Source organism: Methylocella sp. (assembly GCA_037200525.1).
In the GTDB taxonomy this organism is placed as follows: Bacteria; Pseudomonadota; Alphaproteobacteria; order Rhizobiales; family Beijerinckiaceae; genus Methylocapsa.
Genome location: JBBCGG010000001.1, coordinates 3128756 through 3151922 on the forward strand (window position 1 = coordinate 3128756; position 23167 = coordinate 3151922).

The 23167-nt window shown below is 60.2% G+C and carries 21 protein-coding genes; 12 read left to right on the top strand and 9 right to left on the bottom strand.

The features are described 5' to 3' along the window. Positions 1-134 precede the first annotated feature (134 nt). Both WDN46_15400 and WDN46_15405 read left to right on the top strand, forming a co-directional pair. Entirely contained in the window at positions 135-1337 is a 1203-nt protein-coding gene (locus WDN46_15400) for a bifunctional 2-C-methyl-D-erythritol 4-phosphate cytidylyltransferase/2-C-methyl-D-erythritol 2,4-cyclodiphosphate synthase (protein ID MEJ0094751.1), read from the top strand. A 66-nt stretch (positions 1338-1403) separates the two neighbouring features. Further along, on the top strand, positions 1404-1898 hold the full coding sequence (locus WDN46_15405; protein MEJ0094752.1) for a CinA family protein: 495 nt from the start codon (positions 1404-1406) through the stop codon (positions 1896-1898). A gap of 25 nt (positions 1899-1923) precedes the next feature. Here the strand turns inward: WDN46_15405 and WDN46_15410 are convergent, their stop codons facing one another. Together WDN46_15410 and efp are read right to left on the bottom strand one after the other, a co-directional pair. Further along, a complete protein-coding gene (locus WDN46_15410) occupies positions 1924-2403 on the bottom strand; it encodes a type II toxin-antitoxin system RatA family toxin (GenBank protein MEJ0094753.1) in 480 nt (159 codons plus the stop codon). A 289-nt stretch (positions 2404-2692) separates the two neighbouring features. Continuing rightward, positions 2693-3262, bottom strand: coding sequence for an elongation factor P (gene efp / locus WDN46_15415; protein MEJ0094754.1), 570 nt, complete (start codon positions 3260-3262; stop codon positions 2693-2695). 94 nt (positions 3263-3356) lie between these two features. Here efp and epmA point away from each other — a divergent pair, with 94 nt between their 5' ends. The 3 genes from epmA (at position 3357) to WDN46_15430 (ending at position 8132) form a co-directional block, all read left to right on the top strand. Beyond that, positions 3357-4409: an EF-P lysine aminoacylase EpmA gene (epmA, locus tag WDN46_15420; protein ID MEJ0094755.1), complete on the top strand. Its 1053-nt coding sequence runs from the start codon at positions 3357-3359 to the stop codon at positions 4407-4409. Next, positions 4406-5467 carry a lysine-2,3-aminomutase-like protein gene (locus WDN46_15425; protein MEJ0094756.1) on the top strand — a complete coding sequence of 354 codons (1062 nt, stop codon included), beginning with the start codon at positions 4406-4408 and terminating at the stop codon, positions 5465-5467. The genes epmA and WDN46_15425 overlap by 4 nt, the downstream gene beginning before the upstream one ends. A 118-nt stretch (positions 5468-5585) precedes the next feature. After that, positions 5586-8132 carry a DUF3772 domain-containing protein gene (locus WDN46_15430; GenBank protein ID MEJ0094757.1) on the top strand — a complete coding sequence of 849 codons (2547 nt, stop codon included), beginning with the start codon at positions 5586-5588 and terminating at the stop codon, positions 8130-8132. An 18-nt stretch (positions 8133-8150) separates the two neighbouring features. On the opposite strand, the gene WDN46_15435 is transcribed toward WDN46_15430, so the two are convergent. Together WDN46_15435 and WDN46_15440 are read right to left on the bottom strand one after the other, a co-directional pair. Next, a complete protein-coding gene (locus WDN46_15435; protein ID MEJ0094758.1) occupies positions 8151-8849 on the bottom strand; it encodes a cupin domain-containing protein in 699 nt (232 codons plus the stop codon). Between the two features lie 152 nt (positions 8850-9001). Further along, positions 9002-9565 (bottom strand): nitroreductase, encoded by a 564-nt coding sequence (locus WDN46_15440; protein ID MEJ0094759.1) that lies wholly within the window; start codon positions 9563-9565, stop codon positions 9002-9004. A gap of 328 nt (positions 9566-9893) precedes the next feature. On the opposite strand from WDN46_15440, the gene WDN46_15445 reads away from it, so the two are divergent. Next, complete coding sequence (locus tag WDN46_15445; protein ID MEJ0094760.1) at positions 9894-12374, top strand: YfhO family protein; 2481 nt, start codon at positions 9894-9896, stop codon at positions 12372-12374. Positions 12375-12483: 109 nt separating this feature from the next. Beyond that, the gene (locus tag WDN46_15450) at positions 12484-13368 is read left to right on the top strand and encodes a hypothetical protein (GenBank protein ID MEJ0094761.1); all 885 of its coding nucleotides are present in this window, start codon (positions 12484-12486) and stop codon (positions 13366-13368) included. A 6-nt stretch (positions 13369-13374) separates the two neighbouring features. On the opposite strand, the gene WDN46_15455 is transcribed toward WDN46_15450, so the two are convergent. After that, entirely contained in the window at positions 13375-15162 is a 1788-nt protein-coding gene (locus WDN46_15455; protein ID MEJ0094762.1) for an acyl-CoA dehydrogenase, read from the bottom strand. Between the two features lie 123 nt (positions 15163-15285). Beyond that, the gene (locus WDN46_15460) at positions 15286-15900 is read right to left on the bottom strand and encodes an FMN-dependent NADH-azoreductase (protein MEJ0094763.1); all 615 of its coding nucleotides are present in this window, start codon (positions 15898-15900) and stop codon (positions 15286-15288) included. An 82-nt stretch (positions 15901-15982) separates the two neighbouring features. On the opposite strand from WDN46_15460, the gene WDN46_15465 reads away from it, so the two are divergent. Beyond that, on the top strand, positions 15983-16387 hold the full coding sequence (locus tag WDN46_15465; protein MEJ0094764.1) for a helix-turn-helix domain-containing protein: 405 nt from the start codon (positions 15983-15985) through the stop codon (positions 16385-16387). Next, positions 16384-17370: an L-threonylcarbamoyladenylate synthase gene (locus WDN46_15470; GenBank protein ID MEJ0094765.1), complete on the top strand. Its 987-nt coding sequence runs from the start codon at positions 16384-16386 to the stop codon at positions 17368-17370. Before WDN46_15465 ends, WDN46_15470 begins: the two co-directional genes overlap by 4 nt. Positions 17371-17375: 5 nt before the next feature. Here the strand turns inward: WDN46_15470 and WDN46_15475 are convergent, their stop codons facing one another. Further along, positions 17376-19055 (bottom strand): electron transfer flavoprotein-ubiquinone oxidoreductase, encoded by a 1680-nt coding sequence (locus tag WDN46_15475; GenBank protein ID MEJ0094766.1) that lies wholly within the window; start codon positions 19053-19055, stop codon positions 17376-17378. Positions 19056-19186: 131 nt separating this feature from the next. Between WDN46_15475 and WDN46_15480 the strand changes: the two genes are divergently transcribed. After that, positions 19187-20044, top strand: a complete 858-nt coding sequence (locus tag WDN46_15480) for a uracil-DNA glycosylase family protein (GenBank protein ID MEJ0094767.1) — start codon at positions 19187-19189, stop codon at positions 20042-20044. Positions 20045-20128: 84 nt separating this feature from the next. Further along, complete coding sequence (locus tag WDN46_15485) at positions 20129-21034, top strand: neutral zinc metallopeptidase (protein MEJ0094768.1); 906 nt, start codon at positions 20129-20131, stop codon at positions 21032-21034. A gap of 8 nt (positions 21035-21042) precedes the next feature. Here the strand turns inward: WDN46_15485 and WDN46_15490 are convergent, their stop codons facing one another. Continuing rightward, positions 21043-21522, bottom strand: a complete 480-nt coding sequence (locus WDN46_15490) for a transposase (protein ID MEJ0094769.1) — start codon at positions 21520-21522, stop codon at positions 21043-21045. A 474-nt stretch (positions 21523-21996) separates the two neighbouring features. On the opposite strand from WDN46_15490, the gene aat reads away from it, so the two are divergent. Next, positions 21997-22668 carry a leucyl/phenylalanyl-tRNA--protein transferase gene (aat, locus tag WDN46_15495; protein MEJ0094770.1) on the top strand — a complete coding sequence of 224 codons (672 nt, stop codon included), beginning with the start codon at positions 21997-21999 and terminating at the stop codon, positions 22666-22668. 21 nt (positions 22669-22689) lie between these two features. Here aat and WDN46_15500 read toward each other — a convergent pair whose 3' ends face one another. Beyond that, a complete protein-coding gene (locus tag WDN46_15500) occupies positions 22690-23166 on the bottom strand; it encodes a cytochrome c-type biogenesis protein (protein ID MEJ0094771.1) in 477 nt (158 codons plus the stop codon). Position 23167: the final 1 nt, after the last annotated feature.

The following is a 23167-nucleotide window of genomic DNA, read 5'->3' on the forward strand; positions in this document are numbered from 1 at the left end:
CATCGCGGCAAATTAAATAAGATGATTATTGGTGCAGCATGGCCATGCGAAATTGACGCAGGGGCCGAAACAAAGGCAAGGAGGGCTTCCCTTTTCCGCCTATCGAGCTGAAGCGTCCTATGAATGCAGGCATCATCCAACACAGTCCCGAACTGGCGATTCTCGTCGTTGCAGCCGGACGCGGTTCGCGCGCCGGGGCCGGGACTCCGAAGCAATACCGGCCCGTAGCCGGACAAGCGGTCCTGGCCCATAGTTTATGCGCGCTTTTTCGCGCGGCGCCGCAGGCGACCATCGCGCCGGTCATCCACAAAGACGATCTCGACCTCTACCGGAGCGTCATCGCCAATCTCGAAGCTGGATTGCTAAGCCGCCTCAAGACGCCGGTTTACGGCGGCGCGACGCGGCAAGAGAGCGTTCTTGCGGGACTTGAAGCTCTGCATGCAGATCCAGAAAAACGTCCGAAAATTGTTTTAATTCACGATGCTGCAAGACCTTTTGCGAGCCGCGACCTCATTTCGAGGGCGATTTTCGCCGCCAAGGCTCATGGCGCCGCCATTCCTGGACTGGCCGTCATCGACACCATCAAGGAAGTAGATGAGGACAGCTCGATCGCCTCAACGCCGCTCCGCGCCCGGCTGCGGGCGGTTCAGACGCCGCAGGCGTTTGATTTTGATCTGATCTTGGCGGCCCACAGAAAAGCGGCGGCCGCAGGGGCCTGCGAACTCACCGATGATGCCGCGATAGCCGAATGGGCGGGACATCGCGTCCATGTTTTTGAAGGGGAAATCGGCAATATGAAAGTTACCAGCGCAGAAGATCTAAGCGTTGCGGAAGCAAGATTGATTCGCGATCTTGCAGATATCAGGACCGGCCAAGGCTATGACGTCCATGCGTTCGGCCCTGGCGATCATGTCTGGCTTGGAGGGGTTAAAATCCCGCATGATCACGGGCTTGTCGGCCACTCTGACGCTGACGTGTTAAGTCATGCGATTACCGACGCCTTGCTGGGCGCTCTGGCGGACGGCGATATCGGCAGCCATTTTCCGCCCTCTGATCCGCAATGGCGCGGCGCCGCGTCCAAGATTTTCCTCGCCGCCGCCGCCGCCAAAGTGCGGGCGCGTGGCGGCATGATCGCTCACATTGACGCGACCCTTGTCTGCGAAAGGCCCAAGGTCGGCCCGCATCGCGAGGTGATCCGCGCGAGCATCGCGGAGATTGCCGATATCCCCTTCGATCGCGTGGCGGTCAAAGCGACCACCAGCGAGCGGCTGGGATTCACTGGCCGCGAAGAAGGAATAGCCTCGATCGCCATAGCAACTATCCGGCTGCCGCTCTAATGCGCTGGCGCGCAATCGGGAATCAGTGCAGAGTTTTCAAACAGATCATGCTTTTGGGGAGGCGGCATGTTCGATGACAAGGTCAGAAACCGGGCGGCGGATTTGGTTGCGCTCTATCGCAACCGGGGGCTGACTTTGGCGACCGCAGAATCCTGCACCGGCGGACTCATCGCGGGATTGATCACGGCGATCCCAGGCTCCTCCGATGTCTTCGACCGCGGCCTTGTGACCTATTCCAACGAGGCGAAAGTCGAATGCCTTGGCGTCGCCGCAGCTCTTCTTGATAGCTTTGGGGCTGTAAGTCCGGAGGTTGCGGAGGCGATGGCGGCAGGCGCGCTCGCCAGATCGCATGCCGACGCGATCGTGTCGGTTACTGGAATCGCCGGTCCAGGCGGCGGCTCGCCGCAAAAACCAGTAGGCCTCGTCTATTTCGGCTGGGGGCGGCGGCGCGGTCGCGACATAGCGACGCTCGAGAAGCGCTTCGGCGACCTTGGTCGCGATGCGGTGCGGTCCGCCGCCGTCGCCGTGGCGCTTGAGCTTTTTTTCCGCGCGGTCGAATAATTTTCCGACAGATTGGAGAATATTTTTATCGGACGGGCAAAATGCTTGTTCCATTTGCGCCATAAATGGCGTCGGCGCGCCGTTCGAAAGCATCGGCGAATTTTCGGAAAGCCGCGTCGAACATGCGACCCATGAGAAGACTTAGCGCGCGGCTCTTGAATTCATAGGCAATCTGAAACTCTACAAGAGAAGCCCTGCCGTCGCCCTGGTCGTGAAAGCTCCAGCGGTTCTCGAGATATCGGAAAGGCCCGTCGATATATTCGACAAGAATTTCGCGCTTTACCGGTTCGCATGTGACGCGGCTGGTGAAGGTCTCGCGGATGGCCCGATAGCCGACCTCCATATCGGCGACAAGCATCGACAGCCCCTGCTCTTCCTCGCGCCGGCGCACGCGCAAAGCCAAACACAGCGGCAAAAACTGCGGATAGGATTCCACATCGGCCACGAGATCAAACATCTTGGCCGCGCTGTGGCGAACCCTGCGGCTAGTCTGATAGGAAGGCATTCTTCCTCACACTGGAAATTGAGGCGACATGCCTAGCTTATGAGTTGGCCCTCGGCAAAAGCATGTTTCCCTGAAATAGGAGCTGAATTGACGCACTTGAATGGCTCTGCGGCTCCTTCTTCAGCCTTGCGGCGAAGGAGTTCGATGCGGCGCAGTTTGAAAGCTAGCGTCGGGGATAGGCTCAATGAGAATTCAGAGGGTCGCGGCGACTACATCCAGATAATCGACGCCGGCCGTCGCCGAGCTGAGCTTTGAATCCGGCGTCGAAATCGCTTCCCCGCAGCGCGGATTAGTCCTTGGCGCGCTCGACGTAGGAACCGTCTTCAGTCTGAACGATGACTCGCACTCCAGGCGTAATGTGCGGAGGCACCATGACGCGCGCCCCGTTCGAGAGCTTCGCCGGCTTATAAGAAGATGACGCGGTCTGTCCTTTCATCGCGGGCTCGGTCTCGACGACTTCGAGCGTGACGCGGGCCGGGAGCTGGATGCCGACCGGTACGTCATTGAACATCGACAGGATGCAAGTCATGCCTTCCTGCAAATAGGCGGCGCGCTCACCGAGCACCTCCTCGGGCACGATGATCTGATCGAAATTCTCCGCGCTCATAAAGGTGTAGCCATCTGCGGCCTGGAAAAGGAAGCTGTAATTCGAGTCCTCGACATAGGCGCGTTCGACCTGCTCAGTGGTTTTGTAGCGGTCGGTGGTTTTGACGCCGTCGGAAAGACGCCGCATATCGATCTGTGTCGTTGGCGTTCCCTTGCCGGGATGAAAACTTTCCGCAGTCAAGACAACATAAAGCTGTCCGTCGTCCCTCTCAATGATATTGCCTTTACGAATCGAACTGGCGATGACTTTCACGGGTTTTCCTCTATACGATGCGGCGCAGAGACGAGCGCCCTGATGCGCGTATCGCTAGCCGTGTTCCGGGGCGATTATCAAGCGAAATAGCATAATGAACGAACCTTCGCCCTGGTGGCGACCCCATATCCATCGCGATCGGCGACCTTTTCTTAAGGCGCGAACCAAAATGACCGCCGCGGCGCGGGCGTTTTTTTCGGCGCGCTCCTTCACGGAGGTCGACACCGCCATTTTGCAAGTTTCCCCCGGCAATGAGGCGCATATCAGCGCTTTTTCGACGGAAATGCAGGATGAGACAGGAGCCGGAACGCAGCTTTATTTACATTCCTCCCCTGAATTCGCGGCCAAAAAACTGCTTGCCGCTGGAGAGGAGAGAATTTTCACCTTCGCCCATGCGTTCAGAAACCGCGAGAGGGGGAAGCTGCACCATCCCGAATTCACTCTTCTCGAATGGTATAGGACCAACGCGCCCTATCAGCGTCTGATCGAGGATTGCGCGGGGCTGCTCGCGGCGACCGCGCAAGCGGCTGGCGCAGACATCTTGACCTTCGCGGGGTGCATGACGGATCCATTTGAGGAATTTGAGCTTTTGAGCGTCGCCGAAGCCTTCGATCGTTACGCCGGCGTCGATCTTTTGGCGACGCTCGATGGCTTGACGCCGAACCGGGACGCGCTGGCGGCTCTGGCGCGCAAAAGCGGAATTCGCGTCGCGGGCGACGACAGCTGGTCGGATCTTTTCAGCAAGATGCTGACGGACAAAATCGAGCCTCATCTTGGCCATGGTCGGGCGACCATACTCATGGATTATCCCGCCAGCGAAGCAGCATTGGCGAATCTGCAAGAGGATCAAAGGCTTGCCGAGAGATTCGAACTCTATGCTTGCGGCGTCGAACTCGCCAACGGATTTGGCGAATTGACCGACCCCGCGGAGCAGCGCCGCCGTTTCGAGCTGGAAATGACGGAGCGGATGCGAATTTATGGCGACGCCTACCCGCTCGACGAGGATTTTCTGGAGGCGTTGAGCATAATGCCGCCGGCGAGCGGAATCGCCCTCGGCTTTGACAGGCTGGTGATGCTCGCCTCCGGCGCGTCGCATATTGAGCAGGTCATCTGGACGCCGGTGGCGCGAGGCATCTGGGCTAGATGACGGACATTTCCTTGACTCTGCGCAGCGCCGCCGATCTCATCTCCGCGGGTCTTGCCCACGAGACAAGGCGCGAGGAGATCGAGAGAATCTCAAAGGCCTACGCCATCGGCGTCACGCCGACGATCGCCCGGTTGATCGACTCCGCCGATCCGCATGATCCGATCGGCCGTCAGTTCATCCCCGATCTTGCGGAGCTGGCCCATCGTTCCGAAGAACGGCGCGATCCAATAGGCGATGACGCCTTCAGCCCAGTCGAGGGGGTCGTCCACCGCTATCCCGATCGCGTGCTGCTGAAATTGCTGCATATTTGTCCGGTCTATTGCCGATTCTGCTTTCGCAGGGAAACAGTTGGACCCGGCAGCCCGACCCATCTCGCCCCCAAGGCGCTCGACGCGGCTTTGGCCTATATCGCGGGCCATTCCGAGATCTGGGAGGTGATTCTGACCGGCGGCGATCCGCTCACGCTATCGCCGCGTCGGATAAGCGACATCATGTCGCGCCTAAAGGCGATCGATCATGTGAAAGTCGTCCGCGTGCATACGCGGGTGCCAAGCGTCGATCCGGACGCCATCGACGCGCAGCTGGTGGAGAGCCTGCGCGCCTCCGGCAAAACCGTCTATGTCGCGTTGCACGCCAACCATCCGCGCGAATTATCGCCCGAAACGCGTGCGGCCTGCGCTCGCATTATCGACGCCGGCATCCCCATGCTGAGCCAGAGCGTGCTGCTCGCCGGCGTCAACGATGATATCCTGACCCTTACCGCGTTGATGCGCGGCTTCGTTGAGGCGCGAATCAAGCCTTATTATCTGCATCAACTCGATCTTGCCCCGGGAACCGCGCATTTCCGCGTCGGCATAGAAAAAGGCCGCAATTTGATGCGGGAATTGCGTGGCCGAGTCTCCGGGCTTTGCCAGCCGACCTATATGCTTGATCTGCCGGGCGGCCACGGAAAATCGCCGATCGGTCCTAATTACCTTACCGAGATAAATGACGAGGAGACTTTTGAGGTTAGCGATTATCAGGGTCGATCACATCTTTACCCGCCTCCGGAAAGCTGAGGAGCTGGCTCCGACGATAGCCCCCCGCAGGGCCAGCCGAGCGAGCGAGTCACATAATTCCCCTCGCTGCGCGAAATCCGCGAAAAGCGAGGCTGGGACATTTCGAGGCGCGGCGCTGATGAGATGCTTTGCTTGCATCATAGGCCTCATAGCGCTGCTTGGCGTCGCGCCAACTTGGGCGCAAACGCCGCAAGCCGCCGCAACTGCGCCCGCAAAAGGGCAGCCGACGCAGGCTCCGGCAGTTAAGGCGTCGCCCGCGCCCGCGGACAAAGCAGCCGATCCAATGTCAACGGGGGCGTTATCGCCAGCGCTCATCGCCGCGACTGCGGCGCTCGACAAGGCTGGCGCCGCCATCAAGGACATCGAAACCAGCCTTGAGCGTCCAAACGTTTCCGATGGCGAATTGGCCGCTCTCCGCCAGCAGACGGGACCAATCTCGGAGTCGTTGGGCAACGCGATTGAGCGGTTGACGCCGCGCCTCACCGAAATCAAAGCGCGATTGGATCAGTTGGGGCCGCCGCCCGACGATAAAGCGCCGCCCGAAAATCCTGCGGTAACGGAGGAGCGCACTGCTCAACAACAAAGCTTTAGCAATGTCGATGAGCTGTTGAAGCGCGCAAAGCTGCTGTCCGTTGGAGTCGACCAGTTTCGAACCAGCATAGCCGCGCGGCGACGCGCCCTATTCACGAGATCATTGTTCCAACGATCGACGAGCATCGCCGGCTCATCGCTCTGGTCCGATGTCTGGAAGGAGGCGCCGGCAAACATTAGCGATGTCGGCAATCTGATCAGCAGTTCGGTGACGAGAATCAACTCTCAGCTGGAAGGCTGGCGGCAGTTGGCGTTTTGGGGCGCGCTGGGCGCGCTTCTTCTCAGCTACATCCCGCTCGCCCGCCTGGCGACGCGCGTCTTCGCGCGGAAGAAGGAGATCGAGAAGCCGAGTTGGCTGCTTAAAATTCTCGGAGCGTGGTGGGTCGCTCTGGTGATCGCGGTTCCTCCCATCGCTTTGACATATATAATTATTCTTGGTCTTGACGCAGCTAACCTGACAAGTCTGCGAATGCAGACGGTCCTTCAATCCGTCGGCGGCGGCGTTATCAGAATCGCCGTGGTCTCCGGAATCGCGCGAGGCCTGCTTGCGCCGACCCGCCCCAACTGGCGCCTTCCAAGGATCAGCGACGAGGCCGCGTCCCGGGTGCTTCGCGTCGCCGTCAGCGTGGCTTGGATCATCTCGGCGACGCGTTTTTGTGAAGCCTTGAACGATGTCGTCGACGCGTCCTTGACGTTCTCGGTCGCGACGCGCGGGCTTGGCGCGATGATCGCCTCAATTGCGCTTGTCGTTGGGTTATGGCGCATTGGCGCCGCGATGGACGAGGACGATCTTGGTCCGCAGGCTGAGAAGGGATGGAACTGGTTCGGCATACTGCGCATCGCGACATGGATCGGCGCCTTTGTGTTCGCCGTATCGGTGCTGATCGGCTACCCGACTTTCGCCAGCTTCTTGCTCGATCAGATGATCTGGGACGGCGCCGTCATCTGCGTCGCCTTCATGGCGGCCGCTCTTGTCGACGAAGCGATCTCCGCCGGATTCAAGCCCGAGACCAGGTTCGGCCGTTGGCTGATAGCTCGCGTCGGACTGCAACGCGCCTCTCTCGATCTGCTCGGGGTGTTGCTTTCTGGGGTGACGCGGCTGGCGCTATTTTGCGCCGCAGTCATTCTGTTGCTGGCGCCATGGGGTTTGCAATCCACCGATGTTCCGTTCGATCTTCGAGCGGCTTTTTTTGGGTTCAAAGTCGGCGATGCCTGGATTTCGCCTGTCAGCATCGTCATTGCAATCGTCATTTTCGGCATTGCTTCAGCAGTGATTCATGCGCTGCAGCGGTGGCTCGACGCTAGCCTGCTGCCACACACCGGGCTCGACGCCGGACTGAGCAATTCCATCAAGACTAGCCTCGGTTACATCGGGTTCCTTGCTGCAGCGGGCCTATCGCTCGGTTATCTCGGCCTGAATTTTGAAAAGCTCGCCATCGTCGCCGGCGCCCTCTCGGTCGGCATCGGCTTCGGCCTTCAGTCGATCGTCAATAATTTCGTTTCGGGATTGATCTTGTTGTGGGAGCGCGCCGTGCGCGTCGGCGACTGGATCATAGTCGGCGGCGACCAGGGTTTCGTTCGACGCATCAATGTTCGATCGACCGAAATCGAGACCATCGACCGCGCTCAAGTCATCATTCCGAACTCGAGCCTCGTCACGGGGGTGGTCAAGAACCTCGTTCGCAATGATCGAACGGGACGGGTCGTCATCCCTGTGACTGTCGCGGGCTCCGCCGATCCGGAAAAAGTCCGCGAAGTTCTATTCGCGGTGGCCAAGGCGCACCAAAGCGTGCTGAAGATGCCAGCGCCGCAGATCTTGTTCACCAGCATGTCTGGGTCGGCGCTGACGTTTGAACTCGCCGCTTTTGTCGGCGAGGTTGAGACTCAGGCGCGAATCCGCAGCGATCTCCACTTCGCTATATTCAAGCGGTTCACGGAGGAAGGCTTTTTCAACGGGCCCGCGGCTGACCCGATGAAAGTCCAGATCGTTGGCATGGAAAACCGCGACGCTCTTTTGCGGGTCCCAAGCGACGACGCCGAAGAAAAACCAAGAAGCAGCGCGGCTGGCAGGTAAGCCGGGATTTCCCGCGCTTTATCCTTGGGCATTCCGATTTTTGAAATGATGCATGTCGGCGACGTCGGGCCGCCGTAAGCCCGTTTTCACGAATAATGTGCATCCGCCTTCCGAAACAAGGCTATGCTCTCGTCCCCCTGGATCGCGAATCCAGCAATTCGCGGCATATGATCCCTGCTCGTCGTGGAAAGCGCCGCCAAGAACAAGAATCTCCTCGCCGCGCGGATCAATGCGCCGATTGACCGGACGGCCCGGAGCGAGCCGGACGAGATAGGTTATTTCCTCGCCGAATTTGTGTAGCGGCTGCAGCGCAAATCCCTCCGCCGCATCACGCCAAACGCGGGACGCGTCACCGATGACAATGCGTTCGCAATCGTCTTTGGCGAACTGCCAGAGTTTGGCGAAAAGCGTGCAGCCCTGTCGGCTGAAAGGCGCATGGGAGGAGCCGATCGGATCCCTGATATAGGTTCCCGTCGGATAGCGGCCATTTTCATCCTCCAGCACGCCGTCCATGACGAATATTTCCTCGCCGCCGCCATGCGTATGGTGCGGAAAGACGCTGTCCGGCGAAAAGCGCACGAAACTCGTCGCGCGGGCTATCTCTCCGCCAATTCGGTCAAGCATAAGCCGATCGACGCCCTTTTGCGGCGAGGGCGTCCATTCGGCGTCGCCCGGCCGAACCACGACGCGCTGTGAGAAATCAGCCCGAATGTTCATGAGCGCAAGACCTTATCCCGAAGCATGATCGATTCGTTCGAATTGATCGCGATTTCCGTCAGTTTGGTTCGACATGACCTTATCGATCATGCCCTCTCGTAGCATTTGCCGCAACGCACTGATCTAGTGCGCCATCTTTTCGAAATTGCGGCCTAAAATCTTGTGACGATCTCTTTGAGCGCTGGACGCGGACGATCCTCGCGCGGCTCGGCGTTGCGTCCGATGTGAATGAACCCGGCCACCTTTTCATGCTCCGCAATGCCCAGCCGGGTTAAAACCTCGCGGTTGTAGGCATACCATTCCGTCACCCAGACCGAAGCAAAGCCTTCCGCATTCGCTGCAACGATCAAGTTCATGCAGACCGCGCCGCCTGATAAAATCTGTTCCCACTCGGGGATTTTCCCGCGCGGGCCCGCGCGGGAAATGACGCCGATCACCAGCGGCGCAAAGGAGAAGCGCTTTTTCTCGTAATCGAGCCTTTTGGCGTCGGTCCCCGGATTCATTCTCGCGTAGACTTCACCGACGATTTCGCCGGCGCGGTCACGGCCCGCGCCCTCGAAAACAATAAACCGCCAGGGCGCCAGCTTGCCGTGATCTGGAACGCGAGCGGCGATCTCCAGCAACGTGTCAATATCGCGGGCGTTTGGACCTGGCTCCGCCAAAGTCGCCTGCGGCGCCGAGCGCCTTGTCCTCAGAAGCTCAATCGTATCATTCATGGCAGGTTCATAATTCCCAGCTTAAGTAAGCGCATAGCGGGCGATCAAACTCCGCCCCTGTGAAACCCTAGCTTCGCGATTGGTTTTATACTAGAAACGGCATTCCGATCGCACAAATGCGCACTGGAGTCGCCCTCGCCTGCTCAATATTCGCCCCCAGGCTGCAGCATAGCCGACAGTTCGAAGATCTTCATCAAAAGGCCAAATAATTCGTCAAATGTCGGCGAATCGCACCAAAGCGTGCGGCGCGACACATGATTTCCTTAAAGATGCCGCCTTAACTTTGTAACGCCCACCCCAAGTTCGCTGGCGCCGGATCCAACCCACGATGTCGTTTTTCGATACAACTGGCAATCTCGCAGCTTCAGCCAGCGCAACTCACTTGCGCCAGGGATTTTCCGAGGCGACGGAACGATTTAGGGCTCAAGCCTGGACCAGGGAGGCGAGCCTCTTTGCCGTTGCCAGCCTTATCGGGTTTTACGCTCTGGCGCTGGCCTGCTGGCTGCTCAGCGAAACCGTCGTGCCGTGGGACTCCAAAAACCACTTCTATCCAATGTTTCGTTTTCTCGGCGACGCCTTGCAGCGCGGCGAGATCCCGCTCTGGAACCCCTATCATTTTGCCGGCCATCCGGCCGTCGCCGATCCGCAATCCCTGCTCTTCACGCCAAGCATGGCGCTATTCGCACTCATTGCGCCAAACGCCTCGATGCAACTCTTCGACGCGGTGATCTTCGCTCATCTCGCCGCTGGCGGCCTTTGCGTTCTCGGCCTGTTCCGGCGCTGGCGCTGGCATCCGGCGGGCGCCGTTCTCGCGGCGCTGATCTTCATGCTGGGGGGCGCCGCCTCCTCGCGGTTGCAGCATACCGGCATGATCATTTCCTATTCCTTCTTTCCCGCAGCGCTATGGAGTTTCGAGATCGCGCTGGAGCGTCGATCCTATCGTTTTGCGCTGCTGTTTGGCGTATGCGCCGCGCTGATGGCGCTCGGCCGCGATCAAGTCGCCTTTCTGCTATGCATGGTTCTCGTCGGACGCGTCATTTTCGCGGTGGTCCAATCGGGGCGGGCGTTGGCCTATTTGCACGGTCGGCTCGGCGTGCTGGCGGTGGGGGTCATCGTCATTGGCTGCATTCTCGTTGTTCCAGCGCTGCTGACCATGCAGTTTCTGGGAGACTCGAACCGGCCAGGCATTGCCTTTGGCGTCGCGGCGGCGGGTTCGCTCGCGCCAGTCAACCTGATCACCCTATTCGTCCCGAACTTTTTCGGCTCGCTCGACCACCTCTATGATTACTGGGGTCCAGACTACGACACCATGCCCCGGGCCGATTGGACGGATCGCGCCGTCGATTATCTTTTCATTGGCACGCTGCCGATCCTGCTCATTGTCTGGCACGGTTTTGGGGCGGGTCGTTTGTTTGCGTGCGGGATCCGTTTTTTCCTGATTATTTTTGGCGCGGCCATGCTGTACGCGCTTGGCCGCTACACCCCGTTTTTTGGTCTGGCGTTTGACTGGGTTCCGGGCGTATCGCTTTACCGTCGGCCAGCAGATGCGACGTTCATCCTCAACATCGCTCTGGCTTTCGGCGCCGGCTATCTGCTGCATCGTTACGTCGTCGAAGGGATCCCGACGCCCTTCGCGACCTTGCCGAAGTGGCTCGCCTTCGCGTTCGCCGCGATCACGGCGCTTGGGATCGCTGTTCTGATCGGCTCTGGCCTCGCCTTCTCCCTCCGTGAAAGCCGGGTGATGACTTCGCTCGTTCAGCTTGGGGTCGCCGCGGTATTTTGCTGTGCAGGAGTCGGCCTCCTGATCGGGCTGAGATCAGCCAAGCATCGAGCGCTGGCGGCCAGTTTATTCGTTGTCTTGAGCGGCGGTGAAATTCTCTGGCGCAACGCCGCCTCCTCGCTTAATGCCGAGCCGATTGATCGCTATAGCGTCTACGCGAAAATGAAGCCGAGCGAGGCGGCCGGCATAGAGATTTTGCGGAAAGAGATCGCAGCAAAGACCCGCGATGGCGAACATCCCCGCGTCGAGATTTTGGGCCTCGGCGGTCCCTGGCAGAACGCCTCGATGGCGCTCAAATTCGAGAATACCATCGGCTATAATCCTTTGCGCATTGACGGTTATGAGCGCGCGGTGGGCCCTGGCGATAACGCCGGCGATCCGAATCTGCGTCACTTTCCGGGCACGTTTCGCGGCTATAAATGCCGTCTGGCGGCGTTGCTTGGCCTTGAGTACCTGGTTCTCGACCGACCTTTGACGCGGTTGCCGCGCCACGTTCCGCGCCCGGTGGCGACCCTCATCTTTTCAAGCGATGCGATGTATATCTATAAGCTCGGCAAGGCTGCGCCGCGCGTCTATTTCGCTACGAAAATCAAAACGGTGGACAGCGAGCAGGTTCTTGACGAACACGTCCTCCCCGATTTCGATCGAACCCGTGCGGTTTTGATCGATCAGTCGAGCGTGGCTGATCTGCGCGCCGTGCGGGATCGCGTTGCGGACGAAGGGTTCGGCGCGACTGTGGCCGAAGCGCCCGACCAATCGCATGCCTCAATTGCTGCATATGCCGACAATTCTGTCGCGATTGATGTTGACGCTGATCAAGCCGGGATCGTCGTGCTGCACGATCTTTTTTATCCGGGCTGGCAAGTTAAGGTCGACGGCAAACAGCAGCCCGTGCTCCACGCCAATATTCTGTTTCGCGGCGTCGAAGTCCCCGCAGGCAGGCACCGGGTTGAATTCGAGTTTCACCCGCTTTCATTTGCAAATCTCTCCGCTGCGGTTTCAACCGTCTTAAATAGGAATCGGGAGTGAGCGCCCGTTGAGGCTCGAGCATGCGTCCTCCGGCATCCGACGACCCGTCGCGAGCTGTTTAACTCGTTTGGCTGCGTTGCTCGCCGGCGCGTTTTTGTCGACAGTTACGTTGGCGCAAACCGTCCCCTCGCCCGCTCCAATTGGAAGCTCTAGCATCCCTCCATTGCGCCTGCCTCCGGGCCATGAGGCTAGCCCCGTCGAGCCCGCGCCCAGCGGCATATTGCATCTTATGGCGACGCTCGGCGCGGCGGATGCGCAAGCGTTGCATGCCGGCGTCCATTGGCGGGTTTTCGAGGAAAGGACGCAACTCGACGGATCTCATGTTCTCGTCGCGCAGTCCTCGGAGGCGACTCCGGCGCTCGTACTTCCCGACGGCGATTTCATCGTCCATGCGGCGTTCGGGCTGGCCGGCGCGACGAAGCGCGTGACGATGAACGGCAAGGGAGTCAGCGAAAGGCTGGTGCTCAACGCCGGCGCCTTGCGGGTCGTCGGCATGCTCGGCGATTCGCCAATTAATGCTTCCAAGTCGCAGATCTCGATCTTTGTTCCGGAACGCAACAATTCCGAGGCCAAACTCGTCGTCTCTAACGCCAAGGCCGGCGACACGATTGGCCTGCCCGAAGGCAATTATCATGTGGTGTCGACGTTGCTGGACACCGCCAGCAATGGCGCGGCCAATCCGACCAATTCGGTGATCAGCGCCGACTTGCGGGTTCAGGCGGGCAAATTGACGGACGCAACCTTGCGCCATCGCGCCGCGATGATGACCCTGAAGCTGGTCAGCGGACCCGGCGGCGAAGCGCTCGCCAATACCGCCTTTACGATTCTGACCCCGGGCGGCGACGTCATCCGCGAAATGATCGGCGCATTCCCCTCGTTGGTTCTCGCCGAAGGCGAATATGTCGCCATCGCAAGGCACGACAACAAAGTCTATCAGACGAATTTCAACGTCGAATCGACAATCGACAAGGATGTCGAAGTTCTCGCCAAATAGCGTCGTTCACATGAGCGCGAAGGCCCCCGCGTGAACGGAAGCTGCCCCTTCCGTCACCGCAAGTTCAAGCCCCCTCGCGCCACTCGCAATATGTTCCGCAAAGAAACGCGCGGTCGCTATCCGCGCCGCCAGCGCAGGATCGCTGTTTTCCGCTGCGAGCCGATGCGCCGAGAGCGCACCCCGCGCCAGCGCCGCGCCTCCACGCGCAAGGCCAAACAAACGCAGGTAAGGAGTCGCTCCGGCGAGCGCGTCGTTCGGCGCGGTTTTCCCCGCCGCGAGCATGAAAGCAGTGGCGCGCTCCAAGGCGTCGACGGCTTCTTCAAGGCGTCGCCCCATCGCTCCAAATGCCTCGGCCTTGGTCGCTTCGATATCGGCGATCACGGCGCGCATGTCAGCAATCTCGCGGCTTGCCGCCTCGCCGCCTTGAAGAGGCAATTTACGTTGCGCGAGGTCGATCGCCTGAATCCCGTTGGTTCCCTCGTAAATGGCGGCGATCCGCGCGTCGCGCATGAATTGCGCCGCGCCCGTCTCTTCGATGAAGCCCACGCCGCCATGGACCTGGACGCCGAGCGAGGCGACCTCATTGCCGATATCGGTGGAAAAAGCCTTGGCGACCGGCGTCAGCAAAGACGCCCGCGCGCTCGCGATCCGGCGTTGCTCCGCGTCCCCCGCCCTAAGCGATAGATCGATCGCATGCGCCGTCATGCAGCAAATCGCTCGCGCCGCCGCCGTCATCGCCTTCATCGACATGAGCATGCGGGCGACGTCGGGATGCGCGATGATTGGGCTCAACGGCTCCGCGTGGTCGCCAAGAGCGCGGCCCTGGCGCCGTTCGCGAGCATAGGCCTTGGCCTGTTGGAACGCCCTTTCAGCGATGGCGACGCCCTGCACGCCGACGCTGAGCCTTGCATTGCTCATCATCGTGAACATGCAGGCAAGGCCCTTATTCTCCTCGCCGACCAGCCAGCCGATTGCACCGCTCCGTTCGCCATAGATCATCGTGCAGGTCGGCGAGGCATGAATGCCGAGTTTATGCTCGAGCGAGACGCAAACGACATCATTGCGCGCGCCCTGCGAGCCATCATTCTCGACCAAGAATTTCGGGACGAGAAACAGCGAAATGCCGCGCGTCCCTGGCGGCGCATCCGGCAGGCGCGCCAGCACGAAATGCACGATATTGTCGGTCATATCGTGCTCGCCGTAGGTGATGAAAATTTTTGAGCCGAAAATTTTATAAGTTCCGTCGCTTTGCCGCTCCACTCTTGTGCGCAATCCGCTGAGATCCGACCCCGCCTGGGGCTCGGTGAGGTTCATCGTGCCGGTCCATTCGCCTGACGCAAGCTTCTCGAGGTAAAGCGCTTTAAGCTCCTCGCTGCCGTGCGAATGGAGCGCCTCGATCGCGCCATGCGTAAGCAAGGGGCAGAGGCTGAACGCCATATTGGCGGCGTTCCAGATTTCGGTGCAGGCTGTGTCGAGAAGCGTTGGCAAGCCCATGCCGCCATAGGCTTGAGGCGCGGCGATGGCGTTCCATCCGGCGGCCGCCCATTGCTTGTAAGCGGGGGCCCAGCCGGGCGCGGTGACGACCTCGCCCTCACGTAGCCGCGCGCCTTCTTTGTCGCCGATGCGGTTCAGGGGCGCGAGGATATTCTCGGCGAATTTCGCCGCCTCCGTCAGGGTCGCTTTAGCGACACCATCCGCAAGATCAGCATAGACGCCATCTTCAAGCCCTTGAGCCGCGCCTGCCTCATAGGTCATGGAAAAAAGGAGATCGGCAATCGGCGCGCGATAACTCATCGGACGTCTCCGCGGATAGCTTTGTTTGGCGTTGATCCGAAACGGCCGCGGAATGTACGACCTTAGCGGATCAATCCATCTTATATCAAAGCCGTCAGGATATTCCCGATCGAAGTTTCGGCTCTACGCGGCCTTCAAATTGGCGATCTCTCGTTGGGCGGCTGCAATGGACTTCGCCTTTGACTCCGGGCCGATGGCGAGGCCCTCGGCCCGTACAATCTCAATGCTCTGAATGCCGATGAAAGCGAGTACGGACCTGAGATATGTTTCATGGTGTTCGGCTGGCGCTGCGGGCGCGCCCTCGGAATAGACGCCGCCGCGCGAGGAGGCGATGATCACCCTTTTGCCGGCAGCTAGCCCCTCGACCCCTTTTTCCGAATAGCTGAAGGTCTTGCCCGCAACGAGAATGCGGTCGATCCAGGCCTTGAGGAGGCTTGAAACCGTGAAATTATACATTGGCGCGCCAATGACCACGATGTCGGCGGCAAGAAATTCATCCATAACCTTGGCGCTTTGCGCAAGATCGTGCTGAAGCTCGGCGCTGTGCTGGCCAGCTGCCGGCTGCTGCGCGGCAAGGTATGAGCCTGAGAGATGCGGGGTCGGCTCGGCCGCGAGGTCGCGGTAGGTTATTGCCAGGTTCGGGATAGCTTGACGAAGCTTGGCGACGATTTCGGCGGAAAGCTGACGGCTGACCGAATAATCGCCCAAAATGCTGGAGTCGATGTGCAGAAGTTTCATGGACCAAAGCCTTTTCGCGGTATAGGTTTGTAACCGAGGCACTATTCGCGCCTATCAAAAATCTGCGCAAGGAGGCACATTTTTGGAACCCGGTCACACGCATGTCCCCAGTAATTGCGCCCGCGTCGCGCCAGTTTTGTCGCGAATCGGCGACAAATGGACCATTTTGGTTGTGATGCTTTTGGGTGACGGCCCCATGCGATTCAATGAGTTGCGCCGACGCGTTGGAGGCATATCTCAACGCATGCTGACCTTGACCGTGCGCGCGCCGGAGCGCGATGGTTTCGTCACGCGTACGGTGTTCCTCACCATCCCGCCGCGCGTCGATTATGAGTTGACGGCGCTTGGGCGTTCGCTGCAAATGCCCGTTCAGCAGCTTGGAATTTGGACTTTGCAAAACATATCCTTGATCGAAGAGGCGCAGCGTCGCTTCGATCAAGCGGCAGGCTCCGCAGAGCCAGCCGCCCGCATAACTCTAGTCGAATGAAAAGAGATTTTGCCCCTGCCTCGATGCCCTCGGCGCGCAAGATCGCAGCGGATGCGGAGGGAATCACCGAGGCTGCCGCGATCATCCGGGGCGGCGGTCTCGTCGCTTTCCCGACCGAGACAGTCTACGGCCTTGGCGCCGATGCAACCTCCGAGGCGGCGGTCGCCCGCATCTATGCGGCGAAGGGGCGACCCTCATTCAATCCGCTCATCGCCCATGTCGCAAATCTCGCCGACGCAGAGATGCAAGGCCGCTTCACGCCTGAGGCTTCGCGGCTCGCCAAATTGTTCTGGCCTGGGCCTTTGACGCTGGTTTTGCCCTTGGCGCGTTCCGCTGCTGTCTGCGCTGCGGCCCGCGCAAATCAAAACACCGTCGCTTTGCGCATCCCATCGCATCCGGTCGCGCTGAGCCTGATCGCCGCCGCAGGGCGCCCTCTCGCCGCGCCTTCCGCCAATCTTTCAGGACGGGTCAGTCCGGTGATCGCTGCCCATGTTGCGCAGGATTTTGGCGGCGCCATAGACCTCATTCTCGACGGCGGCCCCTGCTCCGTCGGACTTGAATCGACGATCATCGCCTGCCTCGACGGCTCCCCGCGTTTGCTGCGGCCCGGCGGAATTTCCCGCGAAGATATTGAAGCTGCGCTTGGAGCAAAACTCGCCGCTCCGGCGCAATCTGGGGCGATCATTGCGCCGGGCGCGCTCGCCTCGCATTACGCGCCGCGGGCCAGCCTCAGGCTCAATGCGACAAGCCTTAAGGCTGGCGAAGCTGGACTTGATTTCGGCGCACGCTTTCCTGTGGGGAGCCACGTGCGCGACCTCTCGCACAGCGGCAATCTCGACGAGGCGGCGGCGAATGTTTTTGCCCTCTTGCGCGAGCTCGATGGGCTTGGTCTGGCCGCTATCGCAGTAGCGCCGATTCCGGAAAGCGGCTTGGGCGAGGCGATCAACGACAGGCTGAAGCGCGCCGCCGCGCCGCGTTCCTGACCGGTCTACATGTTCGGATAGTTCGGGCCGCCGCCACCTTCGGGCGGCTCCCAATCTATGTTCTGCGCCGGATCCTTGATATCGCAGGTTTTGCAATGCACGCAGTTCTGCGCGTTGATGACAAAGCGCGGATCGGTTTTGTTCGCCTCGTCGCCGTAAACGACCTCATAGACGGCGGCCGGACAATAGAGCCGCGCCGGCTCGCCATAAATCGGGAGATTTTGAGCAATCGGGATCGAAGAGTCCTTCAAACGCAGATGGACCGGCTGATCTTCCGCATGATTGGTGTTGGAGATGAACACTGAGGAAAGTCTGTCGAAGGTCAGTTTTCCGTCGGGCTTTGGGTAGGAAATGGGCTCGACCTCCGCCAGCGGTTTCAGACAAGCATAATCCGGTTTGCCATGGCGCAAGGTGCCAAACGGGGAGCGGCCGAAAATTTCGTTGGCCCACATATCGAGGCCGCCCAAGCCGATGCCTCCCAATACGCCGAACTTCGACCACAGCGGCTTGACGTTGCGAACCTTGTATAGGTCGCGGCCAATGTCCGAGCCGCGCCAGGCGTCCTCGTAAGACGCCAGCTGGTCATGAGCCCGCCCCTCTCTGAGCGCCGCAACGACATGCTCGGCCGCGAGCATCCCCGAGAAGATCGCATTATGCGATCCTTTTACACGGGGCAGATTGACGAAGCCGGCAGAGCAGCCGATCAATGCGCCGCCCGGAAAAGCGAGTTTTGGCGCGGACTGCCAACCGCCTTCCGTGATCGCCCTTGCGCCATAAGAGACTCGCCGGGCGCCCTTGAAAACCGGAGCGATCATCGGGTGGGTCTTGAAGCGCTGAAACTCCTCGAAAGGCGATAAAGTCGGGTTCGAGTAATTCAGATGCACCACGAAGCCGACCGCCACGAGTCCGTCTTCGAAATGATAGAGAAATGAACCGCCGCCGGTGGCGTTGTCGAGCGGCCAGCCGAAGGAATGCTGCACGAGGCCAGGCCGATGCAGCGCCGGATCGACTTGCCATAGCTCTTTCAGCCCCAGCCCGTATTTTTGCGGCTCGCGGTCTCTGGAAAGCCCGTAATGAGCGATAAGCTTCTTGGCGAGCGACCCATGCGCCCCTTCGGCGATCAAGGTATATTTAGCGCGCAGCTCCATGCCGCGCGAAAATCCATCTTTCGGACGTCCGTCTCGCCCCAGGCCCATATCGCCGGTGGCGACTCCCAAAACTTCGTCGGCATCGCCATGGAGAATCTCGGCGCCGGCGAAACCCGGAAAAATGTCGACGCCCAAAGCCTCCGCCCGGGCGCCCATCCAACGCGCCACATTGCCAAGCGAGCCGATGAAATTGCCCTCATTGCTCATCAATTTCGGCATGATGAAATTGGGCAGCCGAACGCCGCCCTTGGCGCTGAGGAAGTAGAATCGGTCGTCGCTCACCTTCGTTTTCAAAGGCGGCACCTTGTCCTCCCTCCAGTCCGGCAGTAGGCGGTCGAGCGCGACTGGATCGATAACCGCGCCGGACAGAACATGCGCGCCGAGTTCTGAGCCTTTTTCAAGCACCGCGACCGAAAGCTCGGGCGCCAGCTGTTTCATCCGGATCGCGGCGGCGAGTCCGGCAGGCCCCGCTCCGACGATAACCACGTCAAAAGCCATGCTCTCGCGCGGCTGCGATTTTACCCCTGACTCCGCCATGGCAAGTTATCATCCTCGCGATCAGTTTCGGACGCTTCGACGCAGACTAGACCTATATGATAGGTTTCGCTTTTCAAACTCGCGGCTTCTTCCGAGACCCTACTCCTCGGCGCGCAAAAAGGGCTCGCATCGTGGCGGACAGTTTAATCGGACTTTTGCGCTGGTATGCGGATATGGGCGTCGATATCGCGCTCGATGCGGAGCCGCATGACCGATTGGCCGAAGCGCAGGCGATTGTTCAGCGGAGTGAGGCGCCGCCTTCTCCGCCCAGCGTCGCGCAGGCCCCTCGCGCGCCAAGCGAGACGCCAACTCCGACGCCGGTCTCGCGCGACAAAGCCGTGACAACCCCGGCTCCGGCTCTCGCCTTGGAGCAGAGCGCGCGGGACGACGCGGCGAGCGCCCAGAGCCTGGAGGATTTGCGCGAAAAACTGCTGAAATTCGAAGGATGCGGCCTCAAAGCGACGGCGACCCAGCTCGTCTTTGGCGATGGCGATCCCAATGCTGAAGTCATGTTCGTCGGCGAGGCGCCAGGCGCCGACGAAGACCGGCAAGGCATCCCTTTTGTCGGCCGGGCGGGTCAATTGCTCAATAAAATGATCGAGTCGATCGGGCTAGAACGCAGCAAAGTCTATATCGCCAACGTCGTGCCGTGGCGCCCGCCCGGCAATCGCACGCCAACGCCGCTGGAGACCGCGATGTGCCTGCCCTTCATACGTCGGCAGATCGAGCTCGTTGGACCAAAAATTGTCGTTTGCCTTGGCGCTCCGTCGGCGCAGACCCTGCTTGGCTCGAAGGAGGGCATCATGCGTCTGCGCGGACGCTGGTTTGATTTTGTCGTGGGGGATCAGACAATCAAGGCAATCGCCATGCTGCATCCGGCCTATCTTTTGCGCCAGCCGGGACACAAGAAGCTGGCCTGGCATGATCTTCGGCTGCTCGCCAAAGAAATTGCTCGCCTTCATGCGGCCTCGCCTCGAGATTCAGCTTGAAGACGAGAGAACATGCCGGCGCCGCCTTGCAAGAAAGCTCCATTCGCGCATTAGATCAGGCAAGCCAGCAGTCGGGAGCCGACCATGAGATGGGATGATTTTCGCCGTTCCGACAATGTCGAAGACCGGCGCGGCGAAGCCGATAGCGGCGGCGGCGGTTTCAATCTCGGCGGCACGGGCAACCTCGGGATTGGCGCAATTATCGTCCTTGGCCTGATTGGCTGGGCGCTTGGCATTGATCCGCGCGTCTTGATCGGCGGCGCTGAATTGCTCAACGGCGGCCGCAATAGCGGCCAAGTCAGCCAAACCGTTGCGCCAAGCGCGCAGTCTCGGCAAACCGGCGCCCCCTCCGATCAAATGGGGCAGTTCGTCGCCGCGGTCCTGGCCGAGAACGAGGATGTCTGGACCGATATCCTGCCCTCGCAAAAAGGAATTGATTACGTCAAGCCCAAGCTGGTGCTGTACAGCGGCTCGACGCGCTCCGGCTGCGGCGGCGCGCGGGCGTCCATGGGTCCGTTCTATTGCCCCAACGACCAAAAGGTCTATCTCGACACATCGTTCTTCAGCGATATGAAACAGCGCCTGGGCGGCGGCGGCGACTTCGCCTACGCCTATGTCATCGCCCACGAGATCGGCCATCATATTCAGAACCTGCTCGGCATTCTGCCGAAGGTACAGGCGGCGCAGCAGCGGGCGACGAGTCAGTCGCAGGCGAACGCTCTGTCCGTGCGAACCGAACTCATGGCCGATTGCCTCGCCGGCGTATGGGCCGCGAACGCGCAGAAAAAATATCAGATTCTCGAGCCAGGCGATGTCGAGAAGGCGATTTCCACCGCGCAAGCGATCGGCGATGACCGTTTGCAGAAGGCGAGCCAAGGCTATGCAGTGCCGGATTCGTTTACGCACGGCTCCTCAGCTCAGCGCCAGCAATGGCTGAACACGGGCCTCAAGTCCGGGGAAATCGATTCCTGCAACACATTTGCGAGATAGGCGCAGACCTACCCTATGCGGCGGGCGCGGGTTCGCAATGTCGCCGCCGGATTGACGAAGCGTGCGAGCGCGCCGAAGCGGCCGGAAGGGGCTCGGAGACATAGGTCACGCGGCGCAATCAAGCCCACCAGCGGCGCGAGACGAGGAAAGAGTCGCTCGGCGAAGTTTTCTGGCGCTGCTTTGAGCGCCGCCGCGCGAAGCCGCAGGTCGTCCGCATCTTTGGCGAAGGCGCGCGTTTTCAAAAAATCGCCGGCTTCTTCAATGAACCCCGCCTCCGGCGCGCGACCGCAGCACAGGAGCAAAAGGTCTGGTCCGCGGGCGACCTCGATCGCGCGGGCAAGCCAGTCCGCTTCGTTGTCCGCCTCGACCAGACTACAGCCGGCGTGGTGAGCAATGGCGGCGAGGCCCTGCCCCGCCGGTCCCGCAATCGCGACGTCGCGGAGCAGCCCCTCGATATTGGCGGTGACCAGCGAACTGAGGGTTCTCACCAAAATCGGCGCCAGATCGAGGCTGGGTTGAAGGGAGTTCGGCGACGATTGGCAAAAGACGATCGTTGAAAGCATGATCCTGTCCGGGCGGTCTTGCGCTTTTCGCGGCTCCCGCCTAATTGCCGGAATCGGTTCGGAAAGTCACGGCGCGTCTCAAGGGGCCGGCGTCTCGGAGGATGTTCTTCCGCGCCGCGCGACAGGTTCCAGATAGCCTAATAAAGCATCATAGCAAAAACTCGCAGAGTTTTCGGATAGCATCCGTTCGAGCGATTTCTCTTCGCGCCTGACGGCCAGGCATCATTGGTAGCAATCTTGCTTTGGAAATAAATTCGCCGTGGAAGTAAACCTGGCAGCGCCGCGCGATGACTGCAATCGGCGGCATGCGAGGCGCGCGCAAGGCTTCAGCTCGAAATGAATCGATCTCTGCCGGATTGTTAAGTTTGATGAAGCGCCACGCAGAATAGAGGTTTTGACATGAGCCGCGCCCGCGACCAATTCGAAATCACCAGCGATATTTTGCTGCGCGCTTATTCCATAGGATTGTTTCCTATGGCCGAGAGCGCTGATGATCCAAATCTATTTTGGGTCGATCCCGAAGTGCGCGGCGTTTTCCCGCTCGATGGCGTCATCGTATCGAAAAGCCTCCGGAAGACGGTTCGCTCCGATGCGTTCGAGGTTAAGGTCGATCATGATTTTGACGCGGTGATCGATCGCTGCGCCGCTGCTTACGAGGATCGCGAAAAGACCTGGATCAATAGCCGCATCCGACGCCTGTACCGTCAACTGTTCGACGCGGGCCGCGTCCACACAGTAGAGACGTGGCAAGACGGCGAGCTTGTCGGCGGCCTTTATGGCGTCCACATCGCCGGCGCGTTCTTTGGCGAAAGCATGTTCCATCGCAAGACCGATGCTTCGAAGGTAGCGCTCGTCCATCTTGCCGCCCGCCTCGTGCGTGGCGGCTTCGACCTCCTTGACGCTCAATTCGTCACCCCGCATCTCGCCTCGCTTGGCGCGATCGAGGTCCCGAAAGAAGCCTATCGGCGCCAGCTTGCGGAGGCCATGGCGAAGACGGCTAACTTCTGGTCCTGGCCGAAACAACAGCGCGTTTTCGGAGACGAAGCGCTGGCCGCTCTGCGAGAGCCGTAGGCGGGGCGCAACACATGGGCTCTACGAGCCGTCGCGACCAAGAAACGTCTTGAGTTGAGCCGCTTCGGTTTCGCTCAAGGCCTGGGGCGCGGCGGGGCTGGTTCGCCGCCTGAGCGAAACAACCACGATGACTCCCGCGCCAAGCAGAAGCACGAGCAGCGGCGCGCCCCAAAGCAGCAGGGTCTCGGTCTTGAAGGGCGGTTTCAGCAGGACGAAATCGCCGTAGCGCTGCACCAGAAAGGCGCGAATCTGATCATCGCTGTCGCCGGCCTGAAGACGCTCGCGGACGAGAATGCGCAGATCGCGGGCAAGATCGGCGTTGGAATCGTCGATCGATTCGTTCTGACAGACCATGCAACGCAATTGCGCCGATAAGGCGCGCGCTCTCGCTTCGAGCTTGGCGTCCGGCAGAATTTCATCGGGCTGCACCGCTCGCGCCGCCACCGGTCCCAGCAGCGCGAATCCGACAATCAACAAGCTGCGTAGACAAAATCTCATT